This is a genomic window from Amycolatopsis acidicola, from assembly GCF_007713735.2.
GTDB classification, from domain to species: Bacteria; Actinomycetota; Actinomycetes; order Mycobacteriales; family Pseudonocardiaceae; genus Amycolatopsis_E; species Amycolatopsis_E acidicola.
Genome location: NZ_VMNW02000001.1, coordinates 306,477 through 330,293, shown reverse-complemented (window position 1 = coordinate 330,293; position 23,817 = coordinate 306,477). Strand labels below are relative to the sequence as shown.

The 23,817-nt window shown below is 70.1% G+C and carries 18 protein-coding genes; 8 read left to right on the top strand and 10 right to left on the bottom strand.

What is annotated here, in order from left to right:
* Positions 1-513 (top strand): cytosine permease (locus FPZ12_RS01590; protein WP_208025696.1); only part of this gene is annotated, 513 nt, incomplete at its 5' end.
* A gap of 5 nt (positions 514-518) precedes the next feature.
* Here the strand turns inward: FPZ12_RS01590 and FPZ12_RS46805 are convergent.
* On the bottom strand, positions 519-2,663 hold the full coding sequence (locus tag FPZ12_RS46805; RefSeq protein ID WP_166462514.1) for a rhodanese-like domain-containing protein: 2,145 nt from the start codon (positions 2,661-2,663) through the stop codon (positions 519-521).
* Between the two features lie 255 nt (positions 2,664-2,918).
* Here FPZ12_RS46805 and FPZ12_RS01575 point away from each other — a divergent pair, with 255 nt between their 5' ends.
* Positions 2,919-3,428 (top strand): L,D-transpeptidase, encoded by a 510-nt coding sequence (locus tag FPZ12_RS01575; protein WP_243769617.1) that lies wholly within the window; start codon positions 2,919-2,921, stop codon positions 3,426-3,428.
* Here the strand turns inward: FPZ12_RS01575 and FPZ12_RS01570 are convergent.
* Together FPZ12_RS01570 and FPZ12_RS01565 are read right to left on the bottom strand one after the other, a co-directional pair.
* On the bottom strand, positions 3,413-5,650 hold the full coding sequence (locus FPZ12_RS01570) for a helix-turn-helix transcriptional regulator (RefSeq protein WP_144758324.1): 2,238 nt from the start codon (positions 5,648-5,650) through the stop codon (positions 3,413-3,415). The genes FPZ12_RS01575 and FPZ12_RS01570 overlap by 16 nt on opposite strands.
* Complete coding sequence (locus tag FPZ12_RS01565) at positions 5,647-6,777, bottom strand: Hsp70 family protein (RefSeq protein ID WP_144758326.1); 1,131 nt, start codon at positions 6,775-6,777, stop codon at positions 5,647-5,649. Before FPZ12_RS01565 ends, FPZ12_RS01570 begins: the two co-directional genes overlap by 4 nt.
* Positions 6,778-6,989: 212 nt before the next feature.
* Here FPZ12_RS01565 and FPZ12_RS01560 point away from each other — a divergent pair, with 212 nt between their 5' ends.
* From FPZ12_RS01560 to FPZ12_RS01545, 4 genes are all read left to right on the top strand, one after another.
* Positions 6,990-8,690, top strand: a complete 1,701-nt coding sequence (locus FPZ12_RS01560; protein ID WP_144758328.1) for an IniB N-terminal domain-containing protein — start codon at positions 6,990-6,992, stop codon at positions 8,688-8,690.
* A gap of 143 nt (positions 8,691-8,833) precedes the next feature.
* Positions 8,834-10,630, top strand: coding sequence for a dynamin family protein (locus tag FPZ12_RS01555; protein ID WP_424923564.1), 1,797 nt, complete (start codon positions 8,834-8,836; stop codon positions 10,628-10,630).
* Positions 10,627-11,883 carry a hypothetical protein gene (locus FPZ12_RS01550; protein WP_144758331.1) on the top strand — a complete coding sequence of 419 codons (1,257 nt, stop codon included), beginning with the start codon at positions 10,627-10,629 and terminating at the stop codon, positions 11,881-11,883. The genes FPZ12_RS01555 and FPZ12_RS01550 overlap by 4 nt, the downstream gene beginning before the upstream one ends.
* Positions 11,884-11,947: 64 nt before the next feature.
* A complete protein-coding gene (locus tag FPZ12_RS01545) occupies positions 11,948-12,181 on the top strand; it encodes a hypothetical protein (RefSeq protein ID WP_144758333.1) in 234 nt (77 codons plus the stop codon).
* On the opposite strand, the gene FPZ12_RS01540 is transcribed toward FPZ12_RS01545, so the two are convergent.
* From FPZ12_RS01540 to FPZ12_RS45430, 4 genes are all read right to left on the bottom strand, one after another.
* Positions 12,156-12,344, bottom strand: a complete 189-nt coding sequence (locus tag FPZ12_RS01540; protein ID WP_144758335.1) for a hypothetical protein — start codon at positions 12,342-12,344, stop codon at positions 12,156-12,158. The two genes, FPZ12_RS01545 and FPZ12_RS01540, sit on opposite strands and share 26 nt — an antisense overlap.
* A gap of 93 nt (positions 12,345-12,437) precedes the next feature.
* Complete coding sequence (locus FPZ12_RS01535; RefSeq protein WP_144758337.1) at positions 12,438-12,638, bottom strand: hypothetical protein; 201 nt, start codon at positions 12,636-12,638, stop codon at positions 12,438-12,440.
* Positions 12,639-12,681: 43 nt separating this feature from the next.
* Complete coding sequence (locus tag FPZ12_RS01530) at positions 12,682-13,923, bottom strand: aKG-HExxH-type peptide beta-hydroxylase (RefSeq protein ID WP_144758339.1); 1,242 nt, start codon at positions 13,921-13,923, stop codon at positions 12,682-12,684.
* Between the two features lie 151 nt (positions 13,924-14,074).
* Positions 14,075-14,233 carry a hypothetical protein gene (locus FPZ12_RS45430; protein ID WP_166462513.1) on the bottom strand — a complete coding sequence of 53 codons (159 nt, stop codon included), beginning with the start codon at positions 14,231-14,233 and terminating at the stop codon, positions 14,075-14,077.
* A gap of 198 nt (positions 14,234-14,431) precedes the next feature.
* Between FPZ12_RS45430 and FPZ12_RS01525 the strand changes: the two genes are divergently transcribed.
* A complete protein-coding gene (locus FPZ12_RS01525) occupies positions 14,432-15,205 on the top strand; it encodes a FadR/GntR family transcriptional regulator (protein WP_144758341.1) in 774 nt (257 codons plus the stop codon).
* A 113-nt stretch (positions 15,206-15,318) separates the two neighbouring features.
* Positions 15,319-16,509: a hypothetical protein gene (locus FPZ12_RS01520; protein ID WP_243769616.1), complete on the top strand. Its 1,191-nt coding sequence runs from the start codon at positions 15,319-15,321 to the stop codon at positions 16,507-16,509.
* 96 nt (positions 16,510-16,605) lie between these two features.
* Here the strand turns inward: FPZ12_RS01520 and FPZ12_RS01515 are convergent, their stop codons facing one another.
* The 3 genes from FPZ12_RS01515 to FPZ12_RS01505 form a co-directional block, all read right to left on the bottom strand.
* Positions 16,606-16,860 (bottom strand): hypothetical protein, encoded by a 255-nt coding sequence (locus tag FPZ12_RS01515; protein ID WP_243769615.1) that lies wholly within the window; start codon positions 16,858-16,860, stop codon positions 16,606-16,608.
* Positions 16,861-17,563: 703 nt separating this feature from the next.
* Complete coding sequence (locus FPZ12_RS01510; protein WP_144746460.1) at positions 17,564-20,854, bottom strand: tetratricopeptide repeat protein; 3,291 nt, start codon at positions 20,852-20,854, stop codon at positions 17,564-17,566.
* Positions 20,855-21,027: 173 nt separating this feature from the next.
* Positions 21,028-23,814, bottom strand: coding sequence for an AfsR/SARP family transcriptional regulator (locus FPZ12_RS01505; RefSeq protein ID WP_144746458.1), 2,787 nt, complete (start codon positions 23,812-23,814; stop codon positions 21,028-21,030).
* Positions 23,815-23,817: the final 3 nt, after the last annotated feature.

The following is a 23,817-nucleotide window of genomic DNA, read 5'->3' as shown; positions in this document are numbered from 1 at the left end:
GCGCTGCTGGTGATCACGTTGACGGCTGTGTCCTCGAACGCGATGAACGACTACAGCGGCTCGTTGGCCTTGCAGACCGTGGGGGTGCGACTGCGGCGTCCCGTTTCGGCGGTGGTCGTCACGGTGGTCGCGTTCGCGCTGATCCTCTGGATGCACAGCGGGGACCTGGCGTCGAAGTTCGAGGACGTCCTGCTGGTGATCGGGTATTGGGTGCCGCCGTTCGTCGGGGTCGTGACGATCGACTGGTGGGCCCGGACACGGCACAAGCGGCGGTTCGACGTGGTTTCCGAGGTCGCGATGCCGCAGCGGGGCTGGCCGGCGCTGGTGGCGTTCGTCGTGGGCTGTGATGCGGCGGTGCCCTTCATGAACACCAGCCTGTACACGGGCCCCGTCGCGGCGGCGGCGCACGGTGCGGACCTTGCCTACTACGTGGGTCTGGTCGTGTCCGGGGTCGTCTACGCGCTGCTCAGGATGGTGGTGCGGCCCGGATCTCAGCGCGCGGCCGGGGTATGAGGGATTCACGGGGTGGGTCCGGTGGCGGCGGGGCGGTCGGGATGATTCGACCACTGGGACCACGAGCCCGGGTACAAGGCAGCGTCGATGCCCGCGACGGCCAAGGCGGCGATCTCGTGGGCGGCGGTCACGCCTGAGCCGCAGTAGACGGCGACCTTTGGTGCGGCGGGCGACGCACCGGTCGCCGCCTGCCCGACGGCCTTTGTCGAGGCGCACGGATCGCCAACGTCCGCTTGCCCGGCGACCTTCGCTGAGCCGGACGGCCCTTCAGCGCTCGCCTGGCCGGCGCTCGTCTCCCCTGCGCTCGTTGCCCCTGCGCTCGCCTGGCCGGCGCTCGTTGCCCCTGCGCTCGTTGCCCCGACGGCTGATCCAGTCGCAGCGGTCTGCGCAGGCTCGTCCGAATGCCCAGCCACGCCGGCCTGCCCGGCGGCAGCCGTCTGCCCGGCGCCCGCTGCCCCATCCGCAACCGCCCCGAGTGGTCCAGCTCCAGACGGGCCAGCCACGGCACCAACTCCAGCCCCGGCCCCAAAGGCCCCGGAGAAACGGGCCGCGAGTTCGGTCGGTGGGAGAAAACGGCCGTCCGGGCGCAGGTTCTCCGCGGTGGGCGCGTTGATGGCTCCCGGGATGTGGCCGGCGCGTGGGTCGACGGGTTCCTGTTCGCCTCGGTAGCGCTCCGGGGCGCGGGCGTCCAGCAGGGTGCCGTCGAAGGAGGCGGCCTCGTCCATGTCGATCACCGGCATGTTGCCCGGCCGGAGGACCACGTCGCCCGGCTCGGGGGACTTGCCGAAGCCCGTTTCCAGCGGACCGTCCCAGGCGGCGAGGCCACCGTCGAGCAACTGCACCGTCTCGACGCCAGCCCACTTCAGCAGCCACCACGCGCGGGCGGCCGCGAGGTTTCCGCTGTTGTCGTAGGCCACGACCCGCGAACCCGCGCGCACGCCCCAACGGCGGGCCGCCGCTTGCAGGGCTTCGATCGTCGGCAGCGGGTGCCTGCCTTCGGTCGGGATGGGCGGCGCGGCGAGCTCCGTCTCCAGGTCGACGAAGACCGCGCCGGGGATGTGCCCGTCCAGGTAATGCTTGTGCCCATCCGGATCGCCCAGCGCCCACCGCACATCCAGCAACACCGGCGGCTCGGGCGCCCCCAGTTGCCGCGCCAACTCGTTCGCGGTGATCAGGACCGGTGCAGCCGACAACTTCAACTCCTCGACGTTCGCGCTCCCCGGCGCCTCACCGCGCGCGGCGGCGATCGCGAGGCGACGTTGGAGAGCTTCGTTGACCGGCGTCGCCACCCCGTGCAGCCGGCCCAGCAGCACGATCTCCCCGTTCAGGTAATCGCCCTCGATGGTGCCGGTCGCGCGGGCCAGGCTCTGCCACGTGGAACCTCCGGCCCCAGTGTGCCCAGGCACAGCGACCGGGGCCGCGACCGAAATGTCCACTTCGGACTCCGCCGCCAGATCAGCCGCGTCGATGCCCGCCGCCTTGAACACACGCTCGGTCTCAGCGCGGACGGCGGCGATGGCCCTCTCGTCGTTCCCGTACAAGGCATTCACGGCATTACCGACATTGCTCAGCAGCTTGCCCGCCTTCCACCGCTGCACATCCGGCACCTCCTGAACCGCGAAACCCGCCTTGCGAAAATCTCCGGCGATCGCGGGCAGCGCGGGATCCCCGCCGCTCGGGTACCTCCCGATCCACCACAGGCCCGGCTTCTCGGCGCCGCGCGCCACCACCTCGCCCGGGTCCACGTAACTGACCGGATGCCAGAGCGCGACACCGAACACGGTGCGGAACCGGCGCAGCGCCGCACGCTCGTTGTCCAACCCGTTCTGCAGGCACAACACAGGCAGATCGGCGGCAACCCCGTCACCCGCAGGCAGCCACGACCACTCCTGCAGCACGGCCTCGGTGTGCTGGCCCTTCGTCGCGATGACCAGCACGTCATCGCTCGTCAGCTCGACCTCGGACGGCCCGGCGGCCACCGGCACCCGCACCGTTCGCTCACCGCTGGGGCGGACGTACCTCAAACCGCGTTCGCGGATCACCGCACCGTGCTCGCCGCGGGCGATCAACACGACGGAAACCCCGGCGAGGTGCAGCTCCGCCGCGACCGACGAGCCGATCGCGCCCGCACCGATGATGATGTATCGCATGGCGCCATCTCATCATCACCGGTGCCCCGCCGTCCGCCTCCGCAGCGTGTTCAGCCGATCACTATCCGAGACGCTACAAGATCGTGACCAGGACAAGCACAACCACGCCCACCCGAACCACGTCTAGAACGACGTACACACCGAGACCGGACCCCGGAGGGCCCCGTGCGCGTGAAGAACATCTGGCCGGCGCTAGCCGCCGTGGCCGCGGCCGCCGCTCTCACGGGTTGCGGCTCCGCCACTAGTGCCGCACCGGTGACGCCGCTGGCAGCGGAGAACACCCCGGTTTCGAGCATCGCCGCGCCGACGACCACGACGACGGCACCGCCCGTCACCACGACCACTCAGCCGGCTCCCTCCACGACCACCACGAAGAAGTCGACCACCACGACGACGAAACCCGCCGCCAGCTCCGGCACCCCGTGCTCCATCACCGACGGCGCCTGCGTGGACGTCTCGGCGAAGAAGGCCTGGCTGCTCAGCGGCGGCAAGGTAGTCTACGGCCCGGTCTCGATCACCACCGGGCGCAAGGGCTACGCGACGCCGACCGGCATGTTCCACGTGCTCTACAAGGAAAAAATGCACTACAGCAAGGAGTTCGACAACGCGGAGATGCCGAACTCGGTGTTCTTCTACCCCGGTGACGCCTTCCACCAGGGCAGCCTGTCGACCCCGTCGCACGGCTGCGTGCACCTGTCCAGCTCGTCGTCGCTGAAGTTCTTCAACACCCTCAGCGTCGGCGACGCGGTTCAGATCGTGCCCTGATCCGGCTCCAGCTCGGCCCGCAGTTCCGCCAGTAGCTCGCTGCGGCTGCCGGCACCGATCCGGTGCCGCATGCGAGCCACATGGTGCTCGACCGTCTTCGCCGAGATGAACAGCCGGTCCCCGATCTGCTTGTAAGTCAGCCCCGCCAGCACGAGCTCGGCCACCTGACGTTCGCGGTCGCTGAGCCGTGCCGGCCCTGGCGCGACGGTCGGCTCGCGCCCCTGCAGCACCCGCGCGCAGTCCAACAGCGTCACCATCGCCTTGCGGTCCGACGTCCGGATGGCCGCCTGCCCGGCCAGCCGCGCCCCGTCCCAGCACAGGCCGACGCCGTGCAGCCCGCGCGCGGCCGCTTCCACCGCCTCGGGCTCGACGTCGCCGCTCAGCACTTTCAGCCAGCACCCTGCCGCTTCGGCCATCACCTCGAAGTACGGGCCGACGCCTGCCGCGAGAGCGCCCGCGTGCTCGGCCGCCTCGTCGGGACGCTCGTCGAGGATCGCGGCGTGCAGCCCGCTCCAGTGCAGCGCGGTCGCCCACAACGGCGGATTCCCCAGCGCCGCCAGCAATTGCCGCGCCTGTCGCAAGTGCGGGGCCAGCCGCGCCCGTTCCCCGAGGCGCGCCGCGGCGACCTCGAACTCCCCGAACGGCAGGAAGGTGAACAGATCCACCGGATGCCGCATCACGACTTCCCTTGCCTGGCCCCAGATCCGCCGCAACGCCGTGAGGTCGCTGGCACGCCGGGCCAGCCCGACACGAAGTCCGACAGCGAAAAGCCAGTCACGCGGGGACAAATCGTCGCCGGCAGCACGAAGTCCTTCGGACGCCGCTTCTTCGTCGCCGCGCAACATCGCTATCCACGCGCGCAGCAGCCGATGCCGGGTGACGAGGGTGCCCGTCTCGATCGCCCGCTCCAGCAACGGTTCCGCGATGACCGCCTCGCCGCTGTGCAACGCGACCAGCGCCGCGAGCGCGGCCGGGCTGTCGGGCAACAGCAGACGCGCCGACACCGGCTCCAGCATCTCCGCCGCACGGACCAAAGTGGACAGTGCCATCGCGGGCTGGCCCGTCACCGACTCCAGGACGCCGCGCGCGGTGGCCGAAACGGCACCCGACAGCAGGGTCGGCGGCCCACCGGCGCGGCATTTCTCCAGCGATTCCCCGGCTTCCTCGAGCCGCCCCGTCCCCGTCAGCGCTATCGCGGCGAAGCAGGACGAGTCGCCGGTGTCCGACCACTGGAAGAGCTCGGCGCTGCGCGCGAGCTGACCGCGGTGCGCCAGCGCCGTGGCGGCCACGCGCGCGGCGTCCGCGCGGTCCGGCGCGCCTTCAGTCGCGATGACGTCGTCCGCCAGGCGAAGTGCTTCGTCGAAATCACCTGTCCTGGCAACGGCTTCAGCCCATTGCGCACCGATGCGGCGCCCCGCCTTCACGGCCGCTTCGTAAAGCTTCGCGGCCAGCGCGGGTTCCGCCGCAGCCTCCTCCGCCGCGGCTTCGAAGGCCGCGCCGATTTCGGTGCCGGTCAGGCCGGCGCCCAAGAGCGGGCGCACCAACGGCAGCACCGGCCCCTCGCGTTCCAGCTGCATCTCCACCAACTGCCGACGAAGCGCCGTCTGCCTGTCTCGCGGGATCAGCTCGCGCAACGCGCGCGCCGCGATCGGCAGCAAACGGCCGTCGCCGGCCACCAGCCCCGTCGCGTGGGCGACCTCGATCTGCCCGTGCACGAGGTCCGGCCCCATCCCGGCCTCTGCCGCGAGCAGGAACCGGACGACATCGTCGCCCGCTTGGTCGAGCTCGTGCCGCAGCAACGTCAACTCACCCGCGGCACGCACCAAGCCCGGCACTCCGCCTGTCTCGGCGTAGACGGCTTCGGCGCGCTCCTCGCTCCCCAGGAACTTCGCCGTGCGCGCAAGATCGAACGGGCGTAGCACGATCTGCCCGCGTAGGCGGCCGAGCACCTGGCTCAGCCCTTCCGGACGCGGATATGGACGCGCCGCGATCACCAGCCCGGCCTGTTCGTCGTCGAGATACCGCAACAGTTCCGCCAACTCGGCCTCGCCGAGCAGATGGGCGTCATCGACCAGACGCACGCCCTCGGCGCGCGCGAGGTCTTCCAGTACAGCGGTTTTCCCGTATCCACCGGGCGCGACGATGGCGAGCCGGACGGGCGCGAGCTCACCGGTCACGATGGCCGCGCGGAGCCGCTCGGTGGGCTCGTCCAGCAGGATCACTCGTCGTCCTCGTTTCGGGAGCCGCGCCGGGACGGGACGAACCGCCGCTTGGGCGGTTCGAGCGGGGTCACCACGACCGGCGGTCGTGGTGGCGCGGGCTCGGAATCGTAGACCTCGTCCGGGTCGAGCTCCGGGTAGCCCGTGATCCGCGGCACCAGAGTCGTCGACTCCAGCGGCGCCTCGGCCGGGGGCCGGGCAGCGAGCGCCGCGCCTCGGCAGGCGGCGGTGCCGGGGTCGGAGTCGACCACCACCCGGCAGCTCAATGCCTCCTCCGCAAGCGCTTTCACCAGCGGGATCCGCGCTGTGCCACCGACCAGCAGCGCGGCCGAGAGCTGTTCGTACCGGCTCAGCGGAGCCAGTGCGATCGTGATCAGCGGCCGGATCAACTGCTCGAACTCGGCGCGGGTCAGCAGGTCGACTTCGGTGTTCGTGGAGAGAAGTTCCTTGGCCTGCAAGCACGCCGCGCGCAGTTCGGCAGGACGGCCGGTGAACCGCTCCTGGACGCGCTCGCTCAGCACGTCGTCGATCGCGGGCGCGGCCTGCTCGTCGTGCGCGATGGTCTCGAAGGTGGCGGCGCCACGGCGCAGCAGCGCTGTATCCACGTACTCGCCGCCGAACCGGGCGACGCCGAGCACCGTGCCCGGCTCGACCCGCTCGCGCATGAGGTGGCTCTCGGCCGCGGCGACCGGGCCGGGCAGCAGTACCGCGCTGGGGAAACCGGCCGCGCTGAGCGCCTCGCGCAACAGGTTGCGTCGGTACGCGCCCCAACCGGGCGGGTGCGTCACGGCGACCCGGTCGGCTTCGCTGCCTTCTGCTTCCGCGACCTGATCGGCCACCCAGCCGACGACGACAGCGGTGAGTGACTCCGGCCGGTACAGCTCGTCACCGAGCAACAAGGGCACGTCGTCGCCGACGCGGCGGACGTAGCCGCGGGCGAGGCGTTCCGGCTCCGCCAGCGCGGCGCGGCGCGCATCCGTGCCGACCAGCACAGTGGCATCGGCAGCGACGTGAAGTGCGGATTCGGCCCGCAGCACCACTTCCGGATCGGCCCACAGCTCTTCGGGGCGACGGCAAACCGCGGCCTTGACGCGAGTGCCGCCGATGTCGACGCCCAGGACGTAACGCATTCGTGCCGCCTCCTAGGGGTTCGGTCTTTCGTACCAAAGCCCGGCATTGGGGTCTCATCCCCTAACCCCCTAACCGTGCTCGCGGCAACCCGGGGGTCCGCGTTCGGCACGATCCCCGATGCCACGGCCTGTGGCCATCCCTAGGTTTGGTCGAGGCGGTCGGCTGATGCGCCGGACGCTGCATTCCATCCCCCGAGATTGCGGAGTTTTCGTTGTCCCTCCCCGCCCAAACCTTGCACGACTTCGTGCTGAACCTGCTGACCGACGACGCCGCCCGCTCGGCCTTCGCCGCGAACCCCACCGATGCGCTCGCCGGTGCCGGCCTGAGTGATGTAACCCCGCAGGACATCCAGGAAGTGGCCCCGCTGGTCGCCGACTACGCGCCGGCCCCGGTCGCGGACGCCCTCGAGTCCGTGGTCTCCACGCTGCCGACCGGTAACTCCGGCCTGGAGGGCGCTATCGCCCACCTGCAGGCCGTGGCCGACGCCGCGAACGCGCTGCCCGTTGCGGCGCCGTCGCTTCCCGGCGCGCCGTCGCTGCCGGTTTCGGCCCCGTCGCTGACCGAGCCGGTGCGCGGCGACCTGCCGCTGGGCACCGACGCCCTCCCGGTGAACGCTTCCGAGCTGCCCCTGAGCACGGGCGCGCTGCCGGTTTCGCCCGACGCCCTGCCGGTGAACCTTTCGGAGCTGCCGCTTTCGGCCGACGCTCTCCCGGTCCACCCCTCCGACCTGCCGCTGGGCACCGACGCCCTCCCGGTTTCCGCGGACGCCCTTCCGCTCGGCGCCGACGCCGTGCCCGCCCGCGCCGACCTGCCGACGGGCACCGACGCGCTGCCGGTCTCCACGGACGACGTGCAGACGGCCACCGACGCGCTGCAGGCCGCCCCGGCGGGCCTGCCGCTCGGCACGCCGAGCCTCGACCAGCTCCCCGGCGCCGACCAGCTGCCCCTCGGCGGTCTGCCGGTTTCGGCCCCGGAGCTGGGTGAGCCTTCGCTGGGCTCCTTCCAGACCGCGTCCAGCGGCTCCGCGGACGGCTTCGGTGGCTCCGTCGGCTACGTCAGTGACGAGTTCGCCGGCGCCGGCACCAGCGCTGTCGGCCCCGAGGGCGCCGCGTTCGCCGGCGCCACCGACTCGGAGCTCGGCACGACGGCCACCAGCAACACCGTCACCTCCGACGGCTTCGACGGCGGCTTCCAGAGCGACTCCGCCCTCAGCTCGGTCGCGGGCTTCGGCACCGTGACCCCCGAGGGCTACGAGGGCGGCTTCCAGAGCGAGTCCCCGCTGGGCACCTACGGGCTCAGCACGAACGGCGTGCCGGCTTCGGCGCCGAGCTTCGACTCGGTCAACGACCTCGGCCAGAGCCTCGACTCCGACGCGCTGGCCAAGGGCGACTCGGCCGCCGGCACCCTCGCCGGTTACGTCTCGAGCGGCGGCGAGCTGCTGTCCAGCCAGATTGCCGATGGCGCGACCACCCTCGGCAACTACCTGACGGGTGTCAACGGCGAGGCGGCCAACGCCGTCGCCGCCGGTGGCGAGGACGCCTCCGAGCACGTATCGCAGGGCGCCGACCTGGCCTCCTCGCACGTCGCCGACGTGACGCCCGTCCAGTCGCTGCCCGCCCCGGCGCTGCCGACGGACGTCAGCTCGCACCTCCCGTCCGACCTGCCGGTGCACGCCACGGCCGAGCTGCCCCAGGCGCTTCCGCACCTGCCGGTCGCGAACCCGCTGCCGGACACCCACGGCCTGGAGCAGGCCGTCACCCACAACCCGGTGGCCGACGCCGCCCACCCGGTGACCGAAGCCGTGTCGCACAGCCCGCTGTCCGACGCCGCCGGTTCCCTCGACCACAACGCGCTGCCGCAGACCGACGGTCTCGACAGCCTGCACAGCGACCTGCCCCTCGCCGGACACTGACCGCGCCCAGTGATCCGGGCGGCTTGTCTGCCTTTCAAGGCAGGTAGGCCGTTTGAAGGTCGTACAACGGCGGGGGTCTGTCCTCACGGACAGGCCCCCGCCGTTTCCTATCCGTGACCTGACAAGGCACACTCCTCCAGGTGATGGCACCGCCCTGGCTCGAAGTGCTCGACGACACCGTCCGGGCCTGCGCCACCCACCGGCGCCCGGACCTGGCCGAACGCCTGCGTGAACGCAGAAACCGGCTACTGGACCCGAAACTGCGCGTAGTGGTCATCGGCGAGTCCGGACAGGGCAAGAGCCAGTTGATCAACGCGTTGCTGAACGCGCCGGTGTGCGCGGTCGGCGACGACGGGACGACTGCCGTGCCCGCGGTCATCGAGCACTCCGAAGCCCCGCGCGCGGCGATGATCACGAGGGGCCCGGCCGCGATCGAAGGCCCCGCGAGTGAGCCTCCCGCAGTCGAATCCGTCACGGCAGACGCGAACCGCGAAGCCCGTTCCGGCGCCGCGATCGTGCGCACCGAAATCGGTTTGCCGCGCACTCTTCTGGCGGATGGCCTGGCGTTCGTGGACACGCCGGCGCCCGCGGCCGTGGACGTCGTGCAGTCGATGTCGGCCGACGTGGTCATGTTGGCCAGCGACGCCACGAGCGAGCTTTCGCCCACCGAACTCCGGTTGCTGGAAAAGGTCGCGCGGCTGTGCCCGACGATCATCCTGGCGCTGACGAAGATCGACATCGCGCCCCGCTGGCGTACGGTCGCCGAACGCAACCGCGCGCGGCTGCACGAATGCGGGTTTCTCGCCACGGTCATCCCGGTGTCGGCCACGCTGCGGCTGGCCGCCGCGCGCACCGGCGACAAGGTGCTCAACGCGGAGTCCGGCTTCGGCGACCTGATCCGCTTTCTGCACCACGATCTGCTCGGGCAGGCCGAACTACTCGCCAAACGCACTGTTTCGGCAACGTCTTCCCACGCTGTCGACGAACTGCTCGGTCCGCTGCAGGAGGAGTTCGCGAGCACGCAGCAGCCGGGCAACGACGAGGTCGTGACCCGCTGGCACGCGCAGGGCGCCCGGATGGAGCGGCTGCAGCGGGATTCGGCGCGCTGGCAGACATTGCTGTCCGACGAGGTTTCGGATCTGCTGTCCGACATCGAGTTCGATCTGCGCGACCGCACGCGGCGGGTACTGGTCGAGGCGGACGACTACTTCGACTCGGCCGACCCGCAGCGGCATTGGGAAGAGTTCGCGGAGTGGCTGCGGGCGAACCTCGCGGCGGTCGCCGAAACGAACTCGGAATGGCTGCTCGACCGGTTCGAGTGGACCGCCCGCAAGGTCGGCAGGCAGGTCGCGCCGCACCGTCCCGGCGCGCTCCCGGACACGCTGCCGCGAGAGGTCCCCACCGATGCGGTCGGTGAGATGCGGATGCCGAGGGTGGACCGTTTCGGGGTCGGGCAGAAGCTGTTCGTCGGGTTGCGCGGATCCTACAGCGGGGTGCTGATGTTCGGCCTCGCCACGACGGTCGCGGGACTGAACCTGATCAACCCGATCTCGCTGAGCGCCGGTGTCGCGTTCGGCGCGAAGAGCGTGTTCGAGGAACGCGGCAACCGGCTCAAGCGCAGGCAGGCTTCGGCGAAGACGGCGGCGCACCGCTATGTCGACGACTTCTTCCTCACGTACGGCAAGCACAGCAAGGACACCGCGCGGCAGATCCATCGCACGCTGCGCGACAGGCTGACTGCCGTGGCGGACGAACTACGCGCCGAGATCACCGAATCGGCGAAGTCGATCAAAAAGGTGATCGACGAGGAAACCGCGGGCCGGACCGCGCGGGCGAACCAGATCCGGCGCGACGTGGAAGAGCTTTCCCTGCTGCGGCGGCGCGCGCAGGCCCTCGCCGCGACCCGGCCGCAGCCCACGCTCCGGGGGCTCCCGGCGTGAGCCTGGCGGCACGGACGCGTTCGCTGCTCGAGCGGGCGCTGGAGGCATACCGGGACAGCCCCCGGGCGGTGAACTGGCTGCGGCGGCACCTCGACCGGTTCGACGATCCGGTGCGGCTGGCCATTGTCGGCGCGCGGCAGTCCGGGAAATCGACGATGGTCAACGCCATCGGTGGTGAGGAGTTCGCGAAGGAAGGCGAAGGGCTGGCCTGGTTCCGCACCGCGCCGAGCCGGTCGCAGAGCGAACTGGTGCTGCTCGACACCCCCGCGATCGACGCGGACGCGGGACCCAAGACCGTCGAAGGAATCTGCATGGAGGCCGACGCCGTGCTGTTCCTGGTGCGGCATCCGCGCAACGCGGACCTGAGCTTCCTGCACACCTTGCAGGACCATCCGATCGCGCGGGCGGCCGCGGTCAACTCGATCATCGTGTTGTCCCGTGCGGACGAGCTCGGCGGAGGCCGGGTGGACGCGCTCATCTCGGCGCGGCAGGTCGCGCGGCGCTATCGGCGAGAGCCGGAGACAAGCGAGCTGTGCCAAGACGTCGTGCCGGTGGCCGGGCTACTCGCCGCGGCCGGCCGGACGATGCGGGAGGACGAGTTCGAGGCGCTTGCCCGGCTCGCCGCGGTGTCACGCACGGAGCTGGAACCGCACCTGCTTTCGGTCCACCGGTTGCTCGCGCAGGACGCCGCCGTGCGTGCGCCGCTGCTGGAACGGTTCGGGCTCTTCGGGGTGCGGCTCGCGGTGACCTTGATCCGGCGCGGGGCGCACACTCTCCCGGCGCTCGCGGCACAACTCGTGCCACGCAGCGGGCTGGCCGAGCTGCGGGACTCGGTGGAGCAGAACTTCATGGCGCGCCAAGCAATCCTGAAGGCGCGCTCGGCTTTGCTGGGGCTGGACGTGGTGTTGCGGATGGAGCCGCACCCGCACGCGGCAGGGCTCGCCGGGGAGCTCGAACGGATTCTCGCGAGCGCGCACGACTTCCGTGAACTGCGGCTGCTCGCGTCACTGCGCGGCGGCCGGACGGGGTTGCCACCGGAACTGCGCGCGGAGGCGATCCGGCTACTCGGCGGGCAGGGCGTCGGGCTCGCCGACCGTGTGGGCGGGGACGGCACGAGCCTGCAGCGCACGATCTTCGACGCGTTGCGGAAATGGCGGGAGTACGCGGAAGATCCGGCTTGCGGCGCGGGGGACCGCCGCGTGGCAGCGGCCGTGCTGCGCAGCTGCGAAGAGATGGCCAACGGCGGGATTTGAGGAGCGCGGCAAGGGTTTCCGGCGTCGCCGGGTGTGGGAGCCGGTCAGGTGTAGTGTCCTGGCGGTGCGGCGCCGAGACGAATCCCGAAGTGCCCTGGTACGGCGTGCGCTGCTGGTGGCCTGCGGGATGGCCATCTGCGGTCTCGTGATGCTGGCCGCGGTTCTACTCGCGGCAACGGTCCTCGACCGCGGCAGCCCGCTGACAGCCGCTTTCGTCGCTGTCGCAACGATCTTCGGCAGTGCGGCCGCCGGGCTCGCCCTGCGGGCCGCCGTTACTCGCCTGCTTTCGGCCGCTTGATCCGGCCGAGCACCTCGCCGATCTTCTTCGAGCCGAGCGCCAATGTCGCGGCGGCCGTGCCGCCAGACCCCACGGTGATCGAAAAGACCAGCCCTGTGTCTGCGACCGAATAGACCACGATCACCGCGGCGAAGCCCGGTTGACGATCGGGTGCGGCAGGCACGGCGCGCTCCCTTCACGAGGGCAGCACAAAGGGACGGGGATCGCACTCTTTGAGGAGCGCGGCAAGGCGACGAGCGCTTTGCCGCGCGAAAAACTACTTCTCCTGCGTCGGCTTGAAGTAAGCCGTGGCGCCGCCCGTGGGCATGCGGCGGAAGAAATCCACACGGGTGATCGGCTGACCGTAAGGCTTACGGCCGGAAAGCACATTCTGTGAATCGATGCCCTGCGAAGGCTGCACGGCCGACTCACCGGGCCGGTGGCCGGTTCTCCCGCGAGGGTCCCACTGGGCTGCCATTGTTCTCCTTAGAGGAAAGAGTGGATTTCGTCCGAAGAGGACACTACTCCGCTGTGCTTTCCACAGCGCTTTCCGGCACCCGGCAAACCAGCGCGGAATCGACGAGGCCGGCCAGCACGGAGGCGAGGCCGGGATCGAGTTCCGCGGGGGAAAGCGGGTGAGCTTCGAGGCGGTCGACCACGTCCACCGCTTCGCCGTCGATCCAGTGAAGCGACGGCGGGTTGCCGGGCTGGGCGAGCAACACCCTTCCGGTGCCAGCCATCCGGGCCATTTTCACCAATGGGTTCAACACATAGCGACCATTGGGGGCCATATCCGCTGATGCTTTCGGTCGAATGGACTCCGTGTCCTCCCGTAAAAAGGTGCGCAGCAGCCACCGGGCGTCGATTTCCAGCGCGTCCTCGGCGTCGAGCAGCCAGCGGCCGATCTCCGTTTCGCGCTCACGAGCCGTGCGCAGCAGCGAGTTGGCGCCGAGTTCGGAGGTTTCGCCGGAACGGGCGACATCCTCGGCGAACTGCGCGAGGCACGCGTAGGCGTGGAAGGCCGCGATGACCTGTTCCACGGGCCACTTCGCGCCGGACCACGACGGGTGGAAGATCCGGTCGCGCGCGATGTCGGCGCCGAGGAAATCGTGCGTGATGGCGAGATCGAAGAACTTCTGGTGCGCGCCCTCGTGGATCAGCGCTTCGGCGACGTCGTAGGGGCACTCGGGCCGGTCGATCAGGATCAGCCCGGGGAACAGCCGGGAGGACGCCGAAACCAGGCCGCCCGAAGTCGACGGGTCCAGTACGGCGAGCAGATCGGTGTGCGGCAACAGGTCTTCGGCCAGCGCGGGGCTGATCTCGCGCGCCTTGGCCAGCCCTGCTTCCGCGATGCGAAGCGAGTCGTGAAAAGGCTTTCCGGCTTCCTCGGTGAGCAGCCGCGGCGGCGGACCTGGCTGACCACCCTGCGCGTGGATCACCTTCATGCCCGCAGCGAATCGTTCGCTCGCCGCGGCGCCGCTGACCAGTTTCAGCCGGGCCTGCCCGGAACCGAGTTCGGTGGTGACGTCGGTGAGCCCGAACTCGGCGCCGGGATCGAAGGAGGCCCGGCCGGCCAGAGCTTCGCCGACCTGGAACCGGAAGAGCGGATTGTCCAGCTCCTCCGCGGAAAGCCGGGGCCGTCCCGGCGCGAGCACCTCGACGGCCAGTTGGTACAGGGTCCGGCGCTCGGCCAGCAGTGCGCTCGCCGGGGCGAGTGCCGCGTGCACGGTGGTGGCGTCCGGCCAGTCGGATCTGAGGCTCATCTGCGCGGCTTCCGTCTAGGAGGAGAAGAGAGCGACCTCGGGACCGCGCAAAGGTAAACCCGATCGATCTCGTCCACCTCACCGGGGGCATGTCATGGGACATGTCTGACATCAGTCAGATCGGCATACCCCCGGCCGGGCGTTACCGCCCCTATGCCGCCGAGCCGAGCAACGTCACGATCTCGACCAGACCCAGCACGGCGAGTGTGACGCCCGCGGTCAGGGTCATCACGAGAACCGTCCGCCATCCGATCATGGCCACGGCGATCGCGACAAGGAAGATGACAATCAGCAGGTTTTGCGAGCTCACGTCGACACCTCCTTCACCCGAGGTGAACGCCGGGATGGGGTGCCCATTTTCATCGCCACCTCGGTGTAAATAGGATCCCCTGATGTCTGTTGTCGGTCAAGTAACAACCTGCTGACAGACAACTTGCTTCTGTTGTCTGTCCTCTGGTACGCTCAGCCGGATGGTCTGGGGGCCGAGCCGGCGTGAATGAGGCGGAAAATGGACGAGGAGAGCTGGTCGCTCTCACCAGACACTCGCAAGCCCCTGCCAGAGTTGATCGAGGAGAAGCTCCGCCAGCTCATCGAGAGCGGCCGCTTCCGTTCGGGTGACCGGCTGCCGACGGAACCGGAGCTGGCGCAGAAGCTCGCCGTCGCGCGCAGCTCGCTCCGCACCGCGCTGCAACGCCTTCAGCTGCAAGGAATCGTCGAGGTCGTGCGCGGCCGCGGCTGGTATGTGCGCTCCACCGACGTGAGCGACCGTGACGACGCGCTGGTACTGGACGGCCGCATCGACGATTCGGATCTCATGGAGGTCCGCATCGCGCTCGAAGCCACCGCCGCGAGTCTGGCCGCCATGCGCGCGGACGAAGGTGAGCTGGACGAGATCGAGAAACGAGCTCGCGACCACCAGACGGCCTCGATCGAGGACAAGGACGAGCTGCTGCGCTCCGACGAGGAGTTCCACACCGCGGTGGTCAAGGCCAGCCACAACGAACTGCTCGAGCAGCTCTACCGCTCGCTGGTGCCGAAACTGCGGCCGTACCGCCGGAACAGCTACGGCAGCCCGGAAGTCCACGTCCGGTCCGCGAACGATCACCTCCAGGTGGCGTGGTTTCTCAAGCGGCACGACGAGGGCGGCGCCCGGACGGCGATGACGACGCACCTGCTCGGGCTCTACAACGACCTCGCCGCGCAGTCCGGCACGCCGGCGAGCAAACGGGCCGAGCTCAACACCTACGTCATGGAGGAAGAGCCGCGCTGGCACGAGCGCTGACGCACCGAGCCTGCCGGCCGGATTGATAACGATCGGCAGAATAATCCGAACGGACCTATCGTCCTCCTCTTCGCGCCACGGATCATGGGAGTTCTCTACCGGGCGGAGAGGCAGTGAACGCTGGGGAAAACACGCGGCCGGGCGAAGCCGGGCGGCATCCGGATCCCAACCGGCGCGTGCAGCTCGCAGCCTCGGTCCTGTGCGTGCTCGGCCTCGGCATGCTGGTGCTCGCGGTGCTCTGGGAACCACTTTCGGGCTGGGAGTCGGTGCTGCACAGGCTGTGCGAGCTGACCTTCCCGGTCCTGCTGCTGGCCGCCGCCGGGCTGGCGGGCTACGAGCATTTCACCCGCCGCTGGCTGTCCTCGGAGCTGGCCAGGATTTCCGGGCCGCGCATCGTCGAAGCCCTGTTGCCGCAACAGGTGATGGAGGTTTTCCTCGAGTCGATCTACGGGCGCAACGAGGCGAACCGGGACGTGATGACCGGGGTGCTCGGTGGTCAGGGCAGGCAGCCGTTCGGCGGTGACCTGACGATCAGCACGCACACCGAGGTGACCTTCGGGCTGCGGGCGGTGGATTTCGAGCACTACCACCTGACCACGGGCACCACCTACAGCTTCAAGAAGAACGTGCGGGTGGACCGGTTCATCGTGTTCGCCACATGCGACTCGCTGCTGCGGGACTCGATCGTCGCGGGCTGCGAACTGCCGTTGTTCGACCTGTGGTTCGTGCCCGACGCGGACGAGTTCCAGAGCCGCGTCAACGACATGCTGCCCTCGGTGCAGCTGGGGATCGAGTACGTGGACTCGGACGGCAAACACCGGTTCGCCGAGTCCAGCAAGCTGCGGCTGACCGAGGTGAAGTACGGGAACTGGGCGGACTACCTGTCGTTCTTCCGCGCGGACATGGGTGCGCTGCCCCGACAGAACACCCGGGACCACCTCGCCGATCTGCGGATCTTCGAATGCGACCTGAGCGCCATCGCCGGGGACGACCACGTGGTCAGCGCGATCGAACGGCTTTCCGTGCGGGCCACCACGCTGCAGCGGATCGACGACGGGTTCTGCTACTGGCAGGCGCCCTATCCCTGTTACGTCAACCGGATCACGTTCGAGGTGAAGGAACTGGACGTCGCGCGCGGCGACGCTTTCCTGTTCAACATCGCGCCGTTCACGTTCCGCTCCAACACGATCAACGTGGGCTGGCTCAAGGCCGAGGACCTGCCGGAGCTGGAGATGCGCTCCTGGCTGCTGCCCGGCCACGGCGTCGCGCTGCTGTGGCGCGACGCCGGCGGCAGGGCCTATTGACCGAGCTGTCCTCTGTGGACTGACTACGAGCGGGTGACGTTCATTTTCCGGCTCCTTCCGTGGTTTCGGGGGTGCGCGGGGTGGAGTTGAACGGGATCAGAGGCCGGCTTCGGCGCGACCCAGCGGGGTGAGCTCGGCCCGCACCCTGGCGCCGTGCGGGCCGGACTGTCCACTTCGGACCAGGCCGGTGTGCACGAGCGCGCGGGCGGCGAACGGGTCGCACCAGGACAGGCCGTCGACGAAGATCTCGGGCTCGTGGCCACAGGTCAGCTCGACCCGGCCGGCCGCGACGGCCTTGAGGAAAACGCGGTCACGATGGGAAAGCGTGCGAGGCAGCTCGGTGACGGTCACTTTTCGGATCCTTTCGGGTTGCCCGGACCGATAGCGACGACGGTAGCAGTTGTTCAACAATACGGCAATGCATTGCCTTATTGTTGAACGAAAGGTAGCGTGTGGGGTGGCCGGTGCGGGTTGCAAGGCACCGAGCCGGGTTCTGGTGGCGGGAGAGCACCGGGCGCTGTCCCGCCACCAAATTCGTTGTGCGGTAAGGAAGTTGACCCGGATGTGGGGTGCGTTGCGCGCTCGCGCGGTGGGCAGGCTGGGGGCCGCGAGGGGCCGAGGCTCGCCGGGCACGGGGTGGGGCGTCGCGCGCGGCGCGGCAGGCACCGAGCAGACTTCAGGCGAGCAGGCGAGCACCGAGCGCCACGCCAGCCAGAAAGCGCTTTCCGGGTGCGGCGGCGCGAGGTTGGCTCGGGTGAGGCGGGCTGCAACGGGCTTACCGCCGAGGTCGCACGGCGGCGCGGCGAGCCGGGCTGCGCTGGCCGAACGCTGGAATCGCACCTCGATGCGGCGGGCTCCGGCGGGGGCGAGCCGCCGCGAGGCGGACTGCGCTGACCTACCGCCGAGATCGCACGCCGACGTAGCCACCGAGCGCACGCAGTGGGCAGCCAGGGCCGAGAGCTGCGGGGCCCACTGCGGCAACGCGCCTGAACCGTCCTAAAAGGATCCGTGGCGGGCGGGACGGTGGCGCCACACCGGCGCCGCCCGCCACGGGTCAGGCGACCGAGTCCGCGCCGGTCGCGTCCCAGTGGCTGGCGTCACCGGTGAACTCGCGGATACGGCCCGCTTCCGGCGTCTCCAGCTCCTCGAACAGCGCCTGCGCGCGGCGCCAATGGTTCTGCGCGAGTTCGGCGCGTGCGGCGCTGCGGTGCAGCTCGGCCAGTTCGTTGAGCGCCCGCGCCCGCTGGTACCGCTCACCGCGGTTGATGGCCAACCGCAAGCCCTGGTCCAGCAGGTCGTAGGCCGCGGACAGACCGCCGATGTCGCGGTTCGCCACGCCGAGGTCGATCACCAGCTCGCTTTCCGTCTCCGGGCCGCTCACCGTCCGCACGATCCGCAGCGCCTCGCTCAGGTGCGCCAGCGCATCGTCGAAGCGGCCGAGGACGCGGTAGACATTGCCCAGCCGGTGCCGCGCATACGCGATCTTCGGAGCCAGATCATGCTGCGTGGCAAGGGAAAGGCTCTGCTTCAGCTGGTCGATCGCCTCCGGATACCGGCCCTGCCTGCCGTGCAGCTCACCGAGGCCGGCCAGTATGCCCGCCTCGCCGTCCGGGTTGTGCGCCTGCCGCGACAGGACCAGCCCACGCTCGAAATTCTCCGCCGCCTTCTCGTGATAACCGAGCGTACTGAGCACACTCCCGATGTACCCGTACATCTGGCCCTCGAGGTACGGCCGCGCGGCGGAGACGGCCACGCCCTGCCGGAAATGGTGCAGCGCCTCGGAAAACTGGCCGAGCCGGTAACACACGACGCCGAGCAGGCCGAGCGTTATCGCCTCCAGCGTCCCGTCACCGACTTCGCGATGGAAGTCCAGCGCGCGGTACAGGTGCTCGCGCGCGTCGGTGGCGCGGCCCTGGTTCAGGTACGCCGACGCGAGGTCGTTGCGGGTGTGCGCCTCCCCCGCCTTGTCCCCGGCCGCGATGGCCGCCGACAACGCGGCTTCGTGCGTGCGCACCCAGTCGTGATCGTTGCTGTAGCCGTACAGGTTCAGGTACGCGCGCAACGACCTCGTCAGCTGCCACGCGTGCGTCGGCCAGCCCTGTCCCGCCGCCAGGCTCACCGCGGCGAGCAGGCAGGCGCGCTCCGCGTCGAGCCAGTGCCGCGCCTCGTCCCGGTTCGCCAGCTCCGGGCGGTGCTTCGGTTCGGTGCCGACGAGGTCCTTCGTCCACGGGTGCGGTTGCAGCCGGAACGTCGCGTATGCCGTGGTGTGCAAGTAAAAATCGAGCACCCTGGTGATCCCCGCGCGCCGCTGCTCCTCCGGCTCCTCGTCGCGGACCACGGAACGGGCGTACTCACGCAGCAGATTGTGCAGCCGGAACCTGTTCCTGGTGACCACCGTCGCGAGGTTCTCGTCGACCAGCCTGTCCAGCAGATGCCGCGCCTGCAACGGCGTCAGCTCCGCCAGCGCCGCCGCCGAATCCGCCGTGAAATCGTCGCCGGGGTGCAGGCCCAGCAGCCGGAACATCCTGCGCTCGTCTTCGCTGAGCGCCTGGTACGAAAGCTCGAAGACCGCGCGCAACCGACGACTTCCCGCCGCCAGCTCACTCAGCCTGTCTCCCGCTTCGGCGAGCCGCGCGGCCAGATCCTCGACTGTCCAAGCAGGACGGGACTGCAGCCGACGCGCCGCCAGCGCCACCGCGAGCGGCAGCCTGCCGCACAACTCCACCACGCGTCGCGCCGCGTCGGGCTCCGCCTCGACCCGCTTAGCGCCGACGACCCGCACTAGCAGGTCGCGGCCCTCGGCGGGGGTGAACACCTCCAGCGGCAGCGTTCGCGCGCCGTCGAGTGCCAGCGCACGACGGCTGGTGATCAGCACCAGATTCGCCGAATCGGCAGGCAACAGCGGGAGGACCTGATCCTCGGAGGCCGCATTGTCCAGCACTACCAAGGCGTTCTTGCCGTACAACCTGTCGCGGTACAGGGTGGCGCGCTCGTCAAGGCTCGGCGGGATCTGGTCCCCCGGCACACCGAGCAGGCGCAGGAACGAGGCGAGCGCAGCGGACGGGTCGGCCGGTGGCTGATCCGCGTGCCCCCACAAATCCACGTACAGCTGACAATCCCGGTAGCGCCCCTCGGCCAGCAGCTGGTGCGCCGCGTGGATCGCGAGCCTCGTCTTGCCGACGCCGCCCATCCCCTCGATCAGCGCGAGGTTCACCGCCGTGCCGCGGCCCGCGCCGGAAACCCCGTCGAGCACCTGGCGCAGCTCGTCCTCACGGCCGCTGAAGTCCGCGATGTCCGGCGGCAGCTGCCTGTGTGCGCTCACCGGCGCGAACTCCGGCCTGTTCACCTCCTGGCGCAGCACCCGCTGGTACGCCGCCACGAGCTCCGGCCCGGGGTCCGCGCCCAGTTCGCCGACAAGACGGCGGCGCAACGTGTCGAACACGTCGAGCGCCGCTGCCTGCTGGCCACTGCCCGCGAGCGCGATCATCAACCCCGCGTGCACCGCCTCGTGCAACGGATCCGCCTCGGCCACGCGCTGCAACAACGGCAGTACCTCTTGGTAGCGGCCGAGATCCGAGGCCGCGGCCGCGTACTCCACGACCACCGCGCGATACTCGCGGCCGAGCGCGACGACGGTGGGATGCGACTGCAGCGCGGACAGCCCCTCCAGCGGATCCCCGCGCCACAGCCCGACGGCCTCGGCGAACAGCCCGCAGGCTTCGGTCAGCTCCGCTTCGTCCCGGACCTGACGCGCCCGCGACACGAGCCGCCGGAACACGAGAAGGTCGTGCTGGCCATCGGCGACCGTGAGCTGGTAACCACCGCGCGAAGCGATCAACGGCTGGGAACCCTCGCCGTCCCCCGTACCGGCCTGCAGACGACGGCGCAGCCGGGAAACCCTGGACTGCAACAGATCCACCGTGCCGTAGGCGGGGCTCGCCCCCCACACAGCTTCCACGAGCGCATCCCGCACCACCGGCACGTTCGGCGACAGGGCGAGCAGCCCGAGCAGCACGCGCTGCGTCTCCGAACCCGGGTCCACCACCGCCCCGTCGACCGACACCCGCAGCGGGCCGAGTACCTCCACCCGCAGGCCGCCGGCCGCTCCGTGGTCACCGCCCGCTTCGCGCATCAGCTCGCCGAGCTCGACCCGCGACAGGCCGAGCACATCGCCGAGCTTGCGCAGCGTGGACGCGCGTGGGCGCACGACGCGCCCCTGTTCGACGTCGCGCAGCCCCGCCACACTCAGCCCGGCGAGCTCCGCCACTTCGCGCTGGGTCAACCCGGCACGACGGCGAAAGTTCTGGACGAGGCCACCCAACCGGCCACGTGAACCGTCCGCCACAACCAATCACCTTCTCAGTGACAACCGAAATTCGAGCTTGGTAGTCCCCAGGCAAACCATGCTGTCAGCACGAACTTCGAAAACACTTCGAAAGCGCTTCGAGGGCTTCGCGACGCGAGCCGAAGCGTGGAACGTCCACACGCGACGCTCACGATCGAGCGCGGAACGTGATGTCAGCCTACCGGACGAACCGGTTCTCCGGCAGTCTCCAGCCGGTCGCGGATCTCCCGCGCGCCGGGGGCGCGCAGATCTTCCAGTATCCGCAACGCTTCCCGCCACGTGCGCCGCGCCGTCGTGGCATCTTCCATCGCCAGCTGGGTTTCCGCGAGCCTGCCGAGCGTGCGGGCCTCGTAGAACCGGCTGCGTACCCGGCGGTAACGACTGATCGCCTTTTGGTAGCACTCGACGGCTCGCTCGTACCGCCCCAGTTCGTGGTGCGCGAACCCGAGGCTGTCCCAGGTCATCGCCTGCCCGATGACGTAGTCGAGCGTCTCCGCGATCGTGAGCGACAACTCGCAGTGTTCGATCGCCTGCTCGTACCGCCCGAGGCGTGCGTACGTCCAGCCGGCGTTGTTCAGCGCGCTCGCCTCGCCCAGCCTGTGCCCGGTGCTGCGGAACAGTTCGAGCGCGCTCAGCATGTGGTGCAGGCACTGCTCGGGACGGTTCTCCCGGTCGTGGATCCAGCCGATGATCTGGTGCACGTCGCCGCGGTACACCCTGTCCCCGAGCTGCACGAACAGGTCCAGCGCGCGGGTCAGCTGGGCCAGCGCGTCTTCGGTGCGGTCCACCGCCAGGTAGTACACCGCGAGCCCGCGATGGCTGTGCGCTTCGCCGGTGGGATCGCCCTGGCGCAGCGCGCCGTGCAGCGCCGCCTGGTACGTGCTCAGCTCGCCGAGCCAGTGGCCGCCCTGGTGGTGGAACGTGTTGGTGAGCGCGCAGGCCAGCTGCCAGGCGTGCGCGTCGAAGCCCTGCTCCACCGCGTGCGAGACGAGCGCGAGCAGCACCGGGTACTCGGCCGCGAACCAAACTCCTGCCTGCTCGTCCGTCATCGGCTCGGAATGCACGCCCGGCCACGCCGGTTCGAGCACGATCGGCTCGCGCTGCGGGCTGAGCACCCTCGCCGCGGTGTGCGCCGTCTGCAGGTAGTGGTCGAGCATCCGGCGGGTGGCGTCGTACCGCTCCGGCTCGGCGTCGTACGCCTGGGTCAGCTCGATGGCGTAACTGCGCAGCAGATCGTGGAAGGTGTACCGGCCGGGGCTGCGCTCCACGAGCAGGTTCGCCCTGGTCAGCTCGGCCAGTGGCGCGTGCACCTCGCGGGTCGGCACGCCGAGCAGGCTCGCGGCCGCCGGGGTGCTCACGTGCGGGCCGGGGTGCAGGCCGAGCAGGCGGAACAGCCGCGCCGCCTCCGGGCTGACCGCCTGGTACGACCAGGAGAAAACCGCGCGCACGTCCGTTTTCGGATCTCCGCCGTCGAAAGCATCCAGGCCACCGCGCGCGGCGCGCAGCTCGTCCGCGAGCGCGGCCATCGAGAAGCCCGGGTTCGTCGCCGCGCGGGCGGCCACGATCGCCAGCGCGAGCGGGAGGCGCGCGCACAGTTCGCTGATTTCTTGGACCGCTTGGGGTTCGGCCTCGACGCGACACCTGCCGAGCCGGCGGGCGAGCAGGTCGCCGACTTCCTCCGGCGGCAGGAGATCCAGGTTCACCGGGTAGGCGCCGCCGTCCGAGACGAGGCCCGTCAAATGGTTCCGGCTCGTCACGATGGTCATGCAGCCGGGCGCGTGCGGCAGCAGCGGGAGCACCTGCGCGGCGCTGCCCGCGTTGTCGAGCACGATCAGCATTCGCTTGTCCGCCAACAGACTCCGGTACAGCTCGAACTGTGCCGCCGGTCCTGCCGTGCGCACTTGGGCGGACACGTCGAGCGCGTCGAGGAAGCCGCGCACCGCTTCCTCCGGCGTGACCATGGCGCCGCTGGAATCGAAGGCGCGCAGGTTCACGTACAGCTGTCCATCGGGGAACCTGTCACGGACCTGATGCGCCCAATGCACCGCGAACGTCGTCTTGCCGACACCCGCGCCGCCCGACACCATGACCGTGGTGGCCGTCCGCGGGTTCCCGTCGGCCAGCAATCCGTTCAGCAGCGCGAGATCCTTGGCCCGGCCGGCGAACTGCGGCATGTCCGCGGGCAGCTGGCGCGGCACCGTCGTGACGACTTCCGGGGCGGCGGGCTGGCTCCTGTCGTCCGCGCGCAGCAGCTGCAACTGGATGTCCCGCAGCAGCCTTCCCGGCTCCACCCCCAGCTCCGACACCAGCCGCGCTCGCGTCACGCCATACACGTCGAGCGCTTCGGAAGTGCGGCCGGATCGGTGCAGCGCCAACATCAACTGCGCCTGGAGGCGTTCGCGGAACGGGTTCTCCTCCGCCGCCTGCAAAAGCTCACGCACGGCCGCGACGTGCTGACCGGAAGTGAGCAGTGCGTCGAAGTAGTCCTCCAGCGCGGCGAGCTGCCGCTCGTGCAACCCGGCGCTCTCCCTGGCGGCCAGCGCTTCGGTGACCCCGCCGAGCGCCGGGCCACGCCACAGCGCGAGCGCGGCGCGGAATCGATCGGCCGCCGAGTCGGCGAGGCCCGCCGCGAGATCCGCGCGGGCGGAGGCGACCGCTTCGTCGAAGGCGTGCACGTCCAGCTCGCCCGGGGCGACTTCGATCAGGTAGCCCGGCGACTGGCGGATGATCACGTTGCGGCCGATGAGCTTGCGCAGCTCGGACACGTAGACCTGCACCTGCCCGCGCACGCTCGCCGGCGGATCGCTGCCCCAGACCAGCGAGATCAGCCGCTCGTCCGGCACCACCCTGTTCGCGTCGAGCAGCAGCGCCGCCAGCACGGAGCGCTGCTTCGGCCCGCCGAGGCGCACCGGCCCACTCGGCCCGGACAACTCGACCGGCCCCAGTAGGTGATAGTGCACTCG

Excerpts from the sequence above, each read along its gene's own strand:
- FPZ12_RS46805 (WP_166462514.1), bottom strand. The coding sequence starts at position 2,663 with ATGCGATACATCATCATCGGTGCGGGCGCGATCGGCTCGTCGGTCGCG.
- FPZ12_RS01565 (WP_144758326.1), bottom strand. The coding sequence starts at position 6,777 with ATGCGTTACGTCCTGGGCGTCGACATCGGCGGCACTCGCGTCAAGGCC.
- FPZ12_RS01555 (WP_424923564.1), top strand. The coding sequence starts at position 8,834 with ATGGCACCGCCCTGGCTCGAAGTGCTCGACGACACCGTCCGGGCCTGC.
- FPZ12_RS01535 (WP_144758337.1), bottom strand. The coding sequence starts at position 12,638 with ATGGCAGCCCAGTGGGACCCTCGCGGGAGAACCGGCCACCGGCCCGGT.
- FPZ12_RS01530 (WP_144758339.1), bottom strand. The coding sequence starts at position 13,923 with ATGAGCCTCAGATCCGACTGGCCGGACGCCACCACCGTGCACGCGGCA.
- FPZ12_RS01525 (WP_144758341.1), top strand. The coding sequence starts at position 14,432 with ATGGACGAGGAGAGCTGGTCGCTCTCACCAGACACTCGCAAGCCCCTG.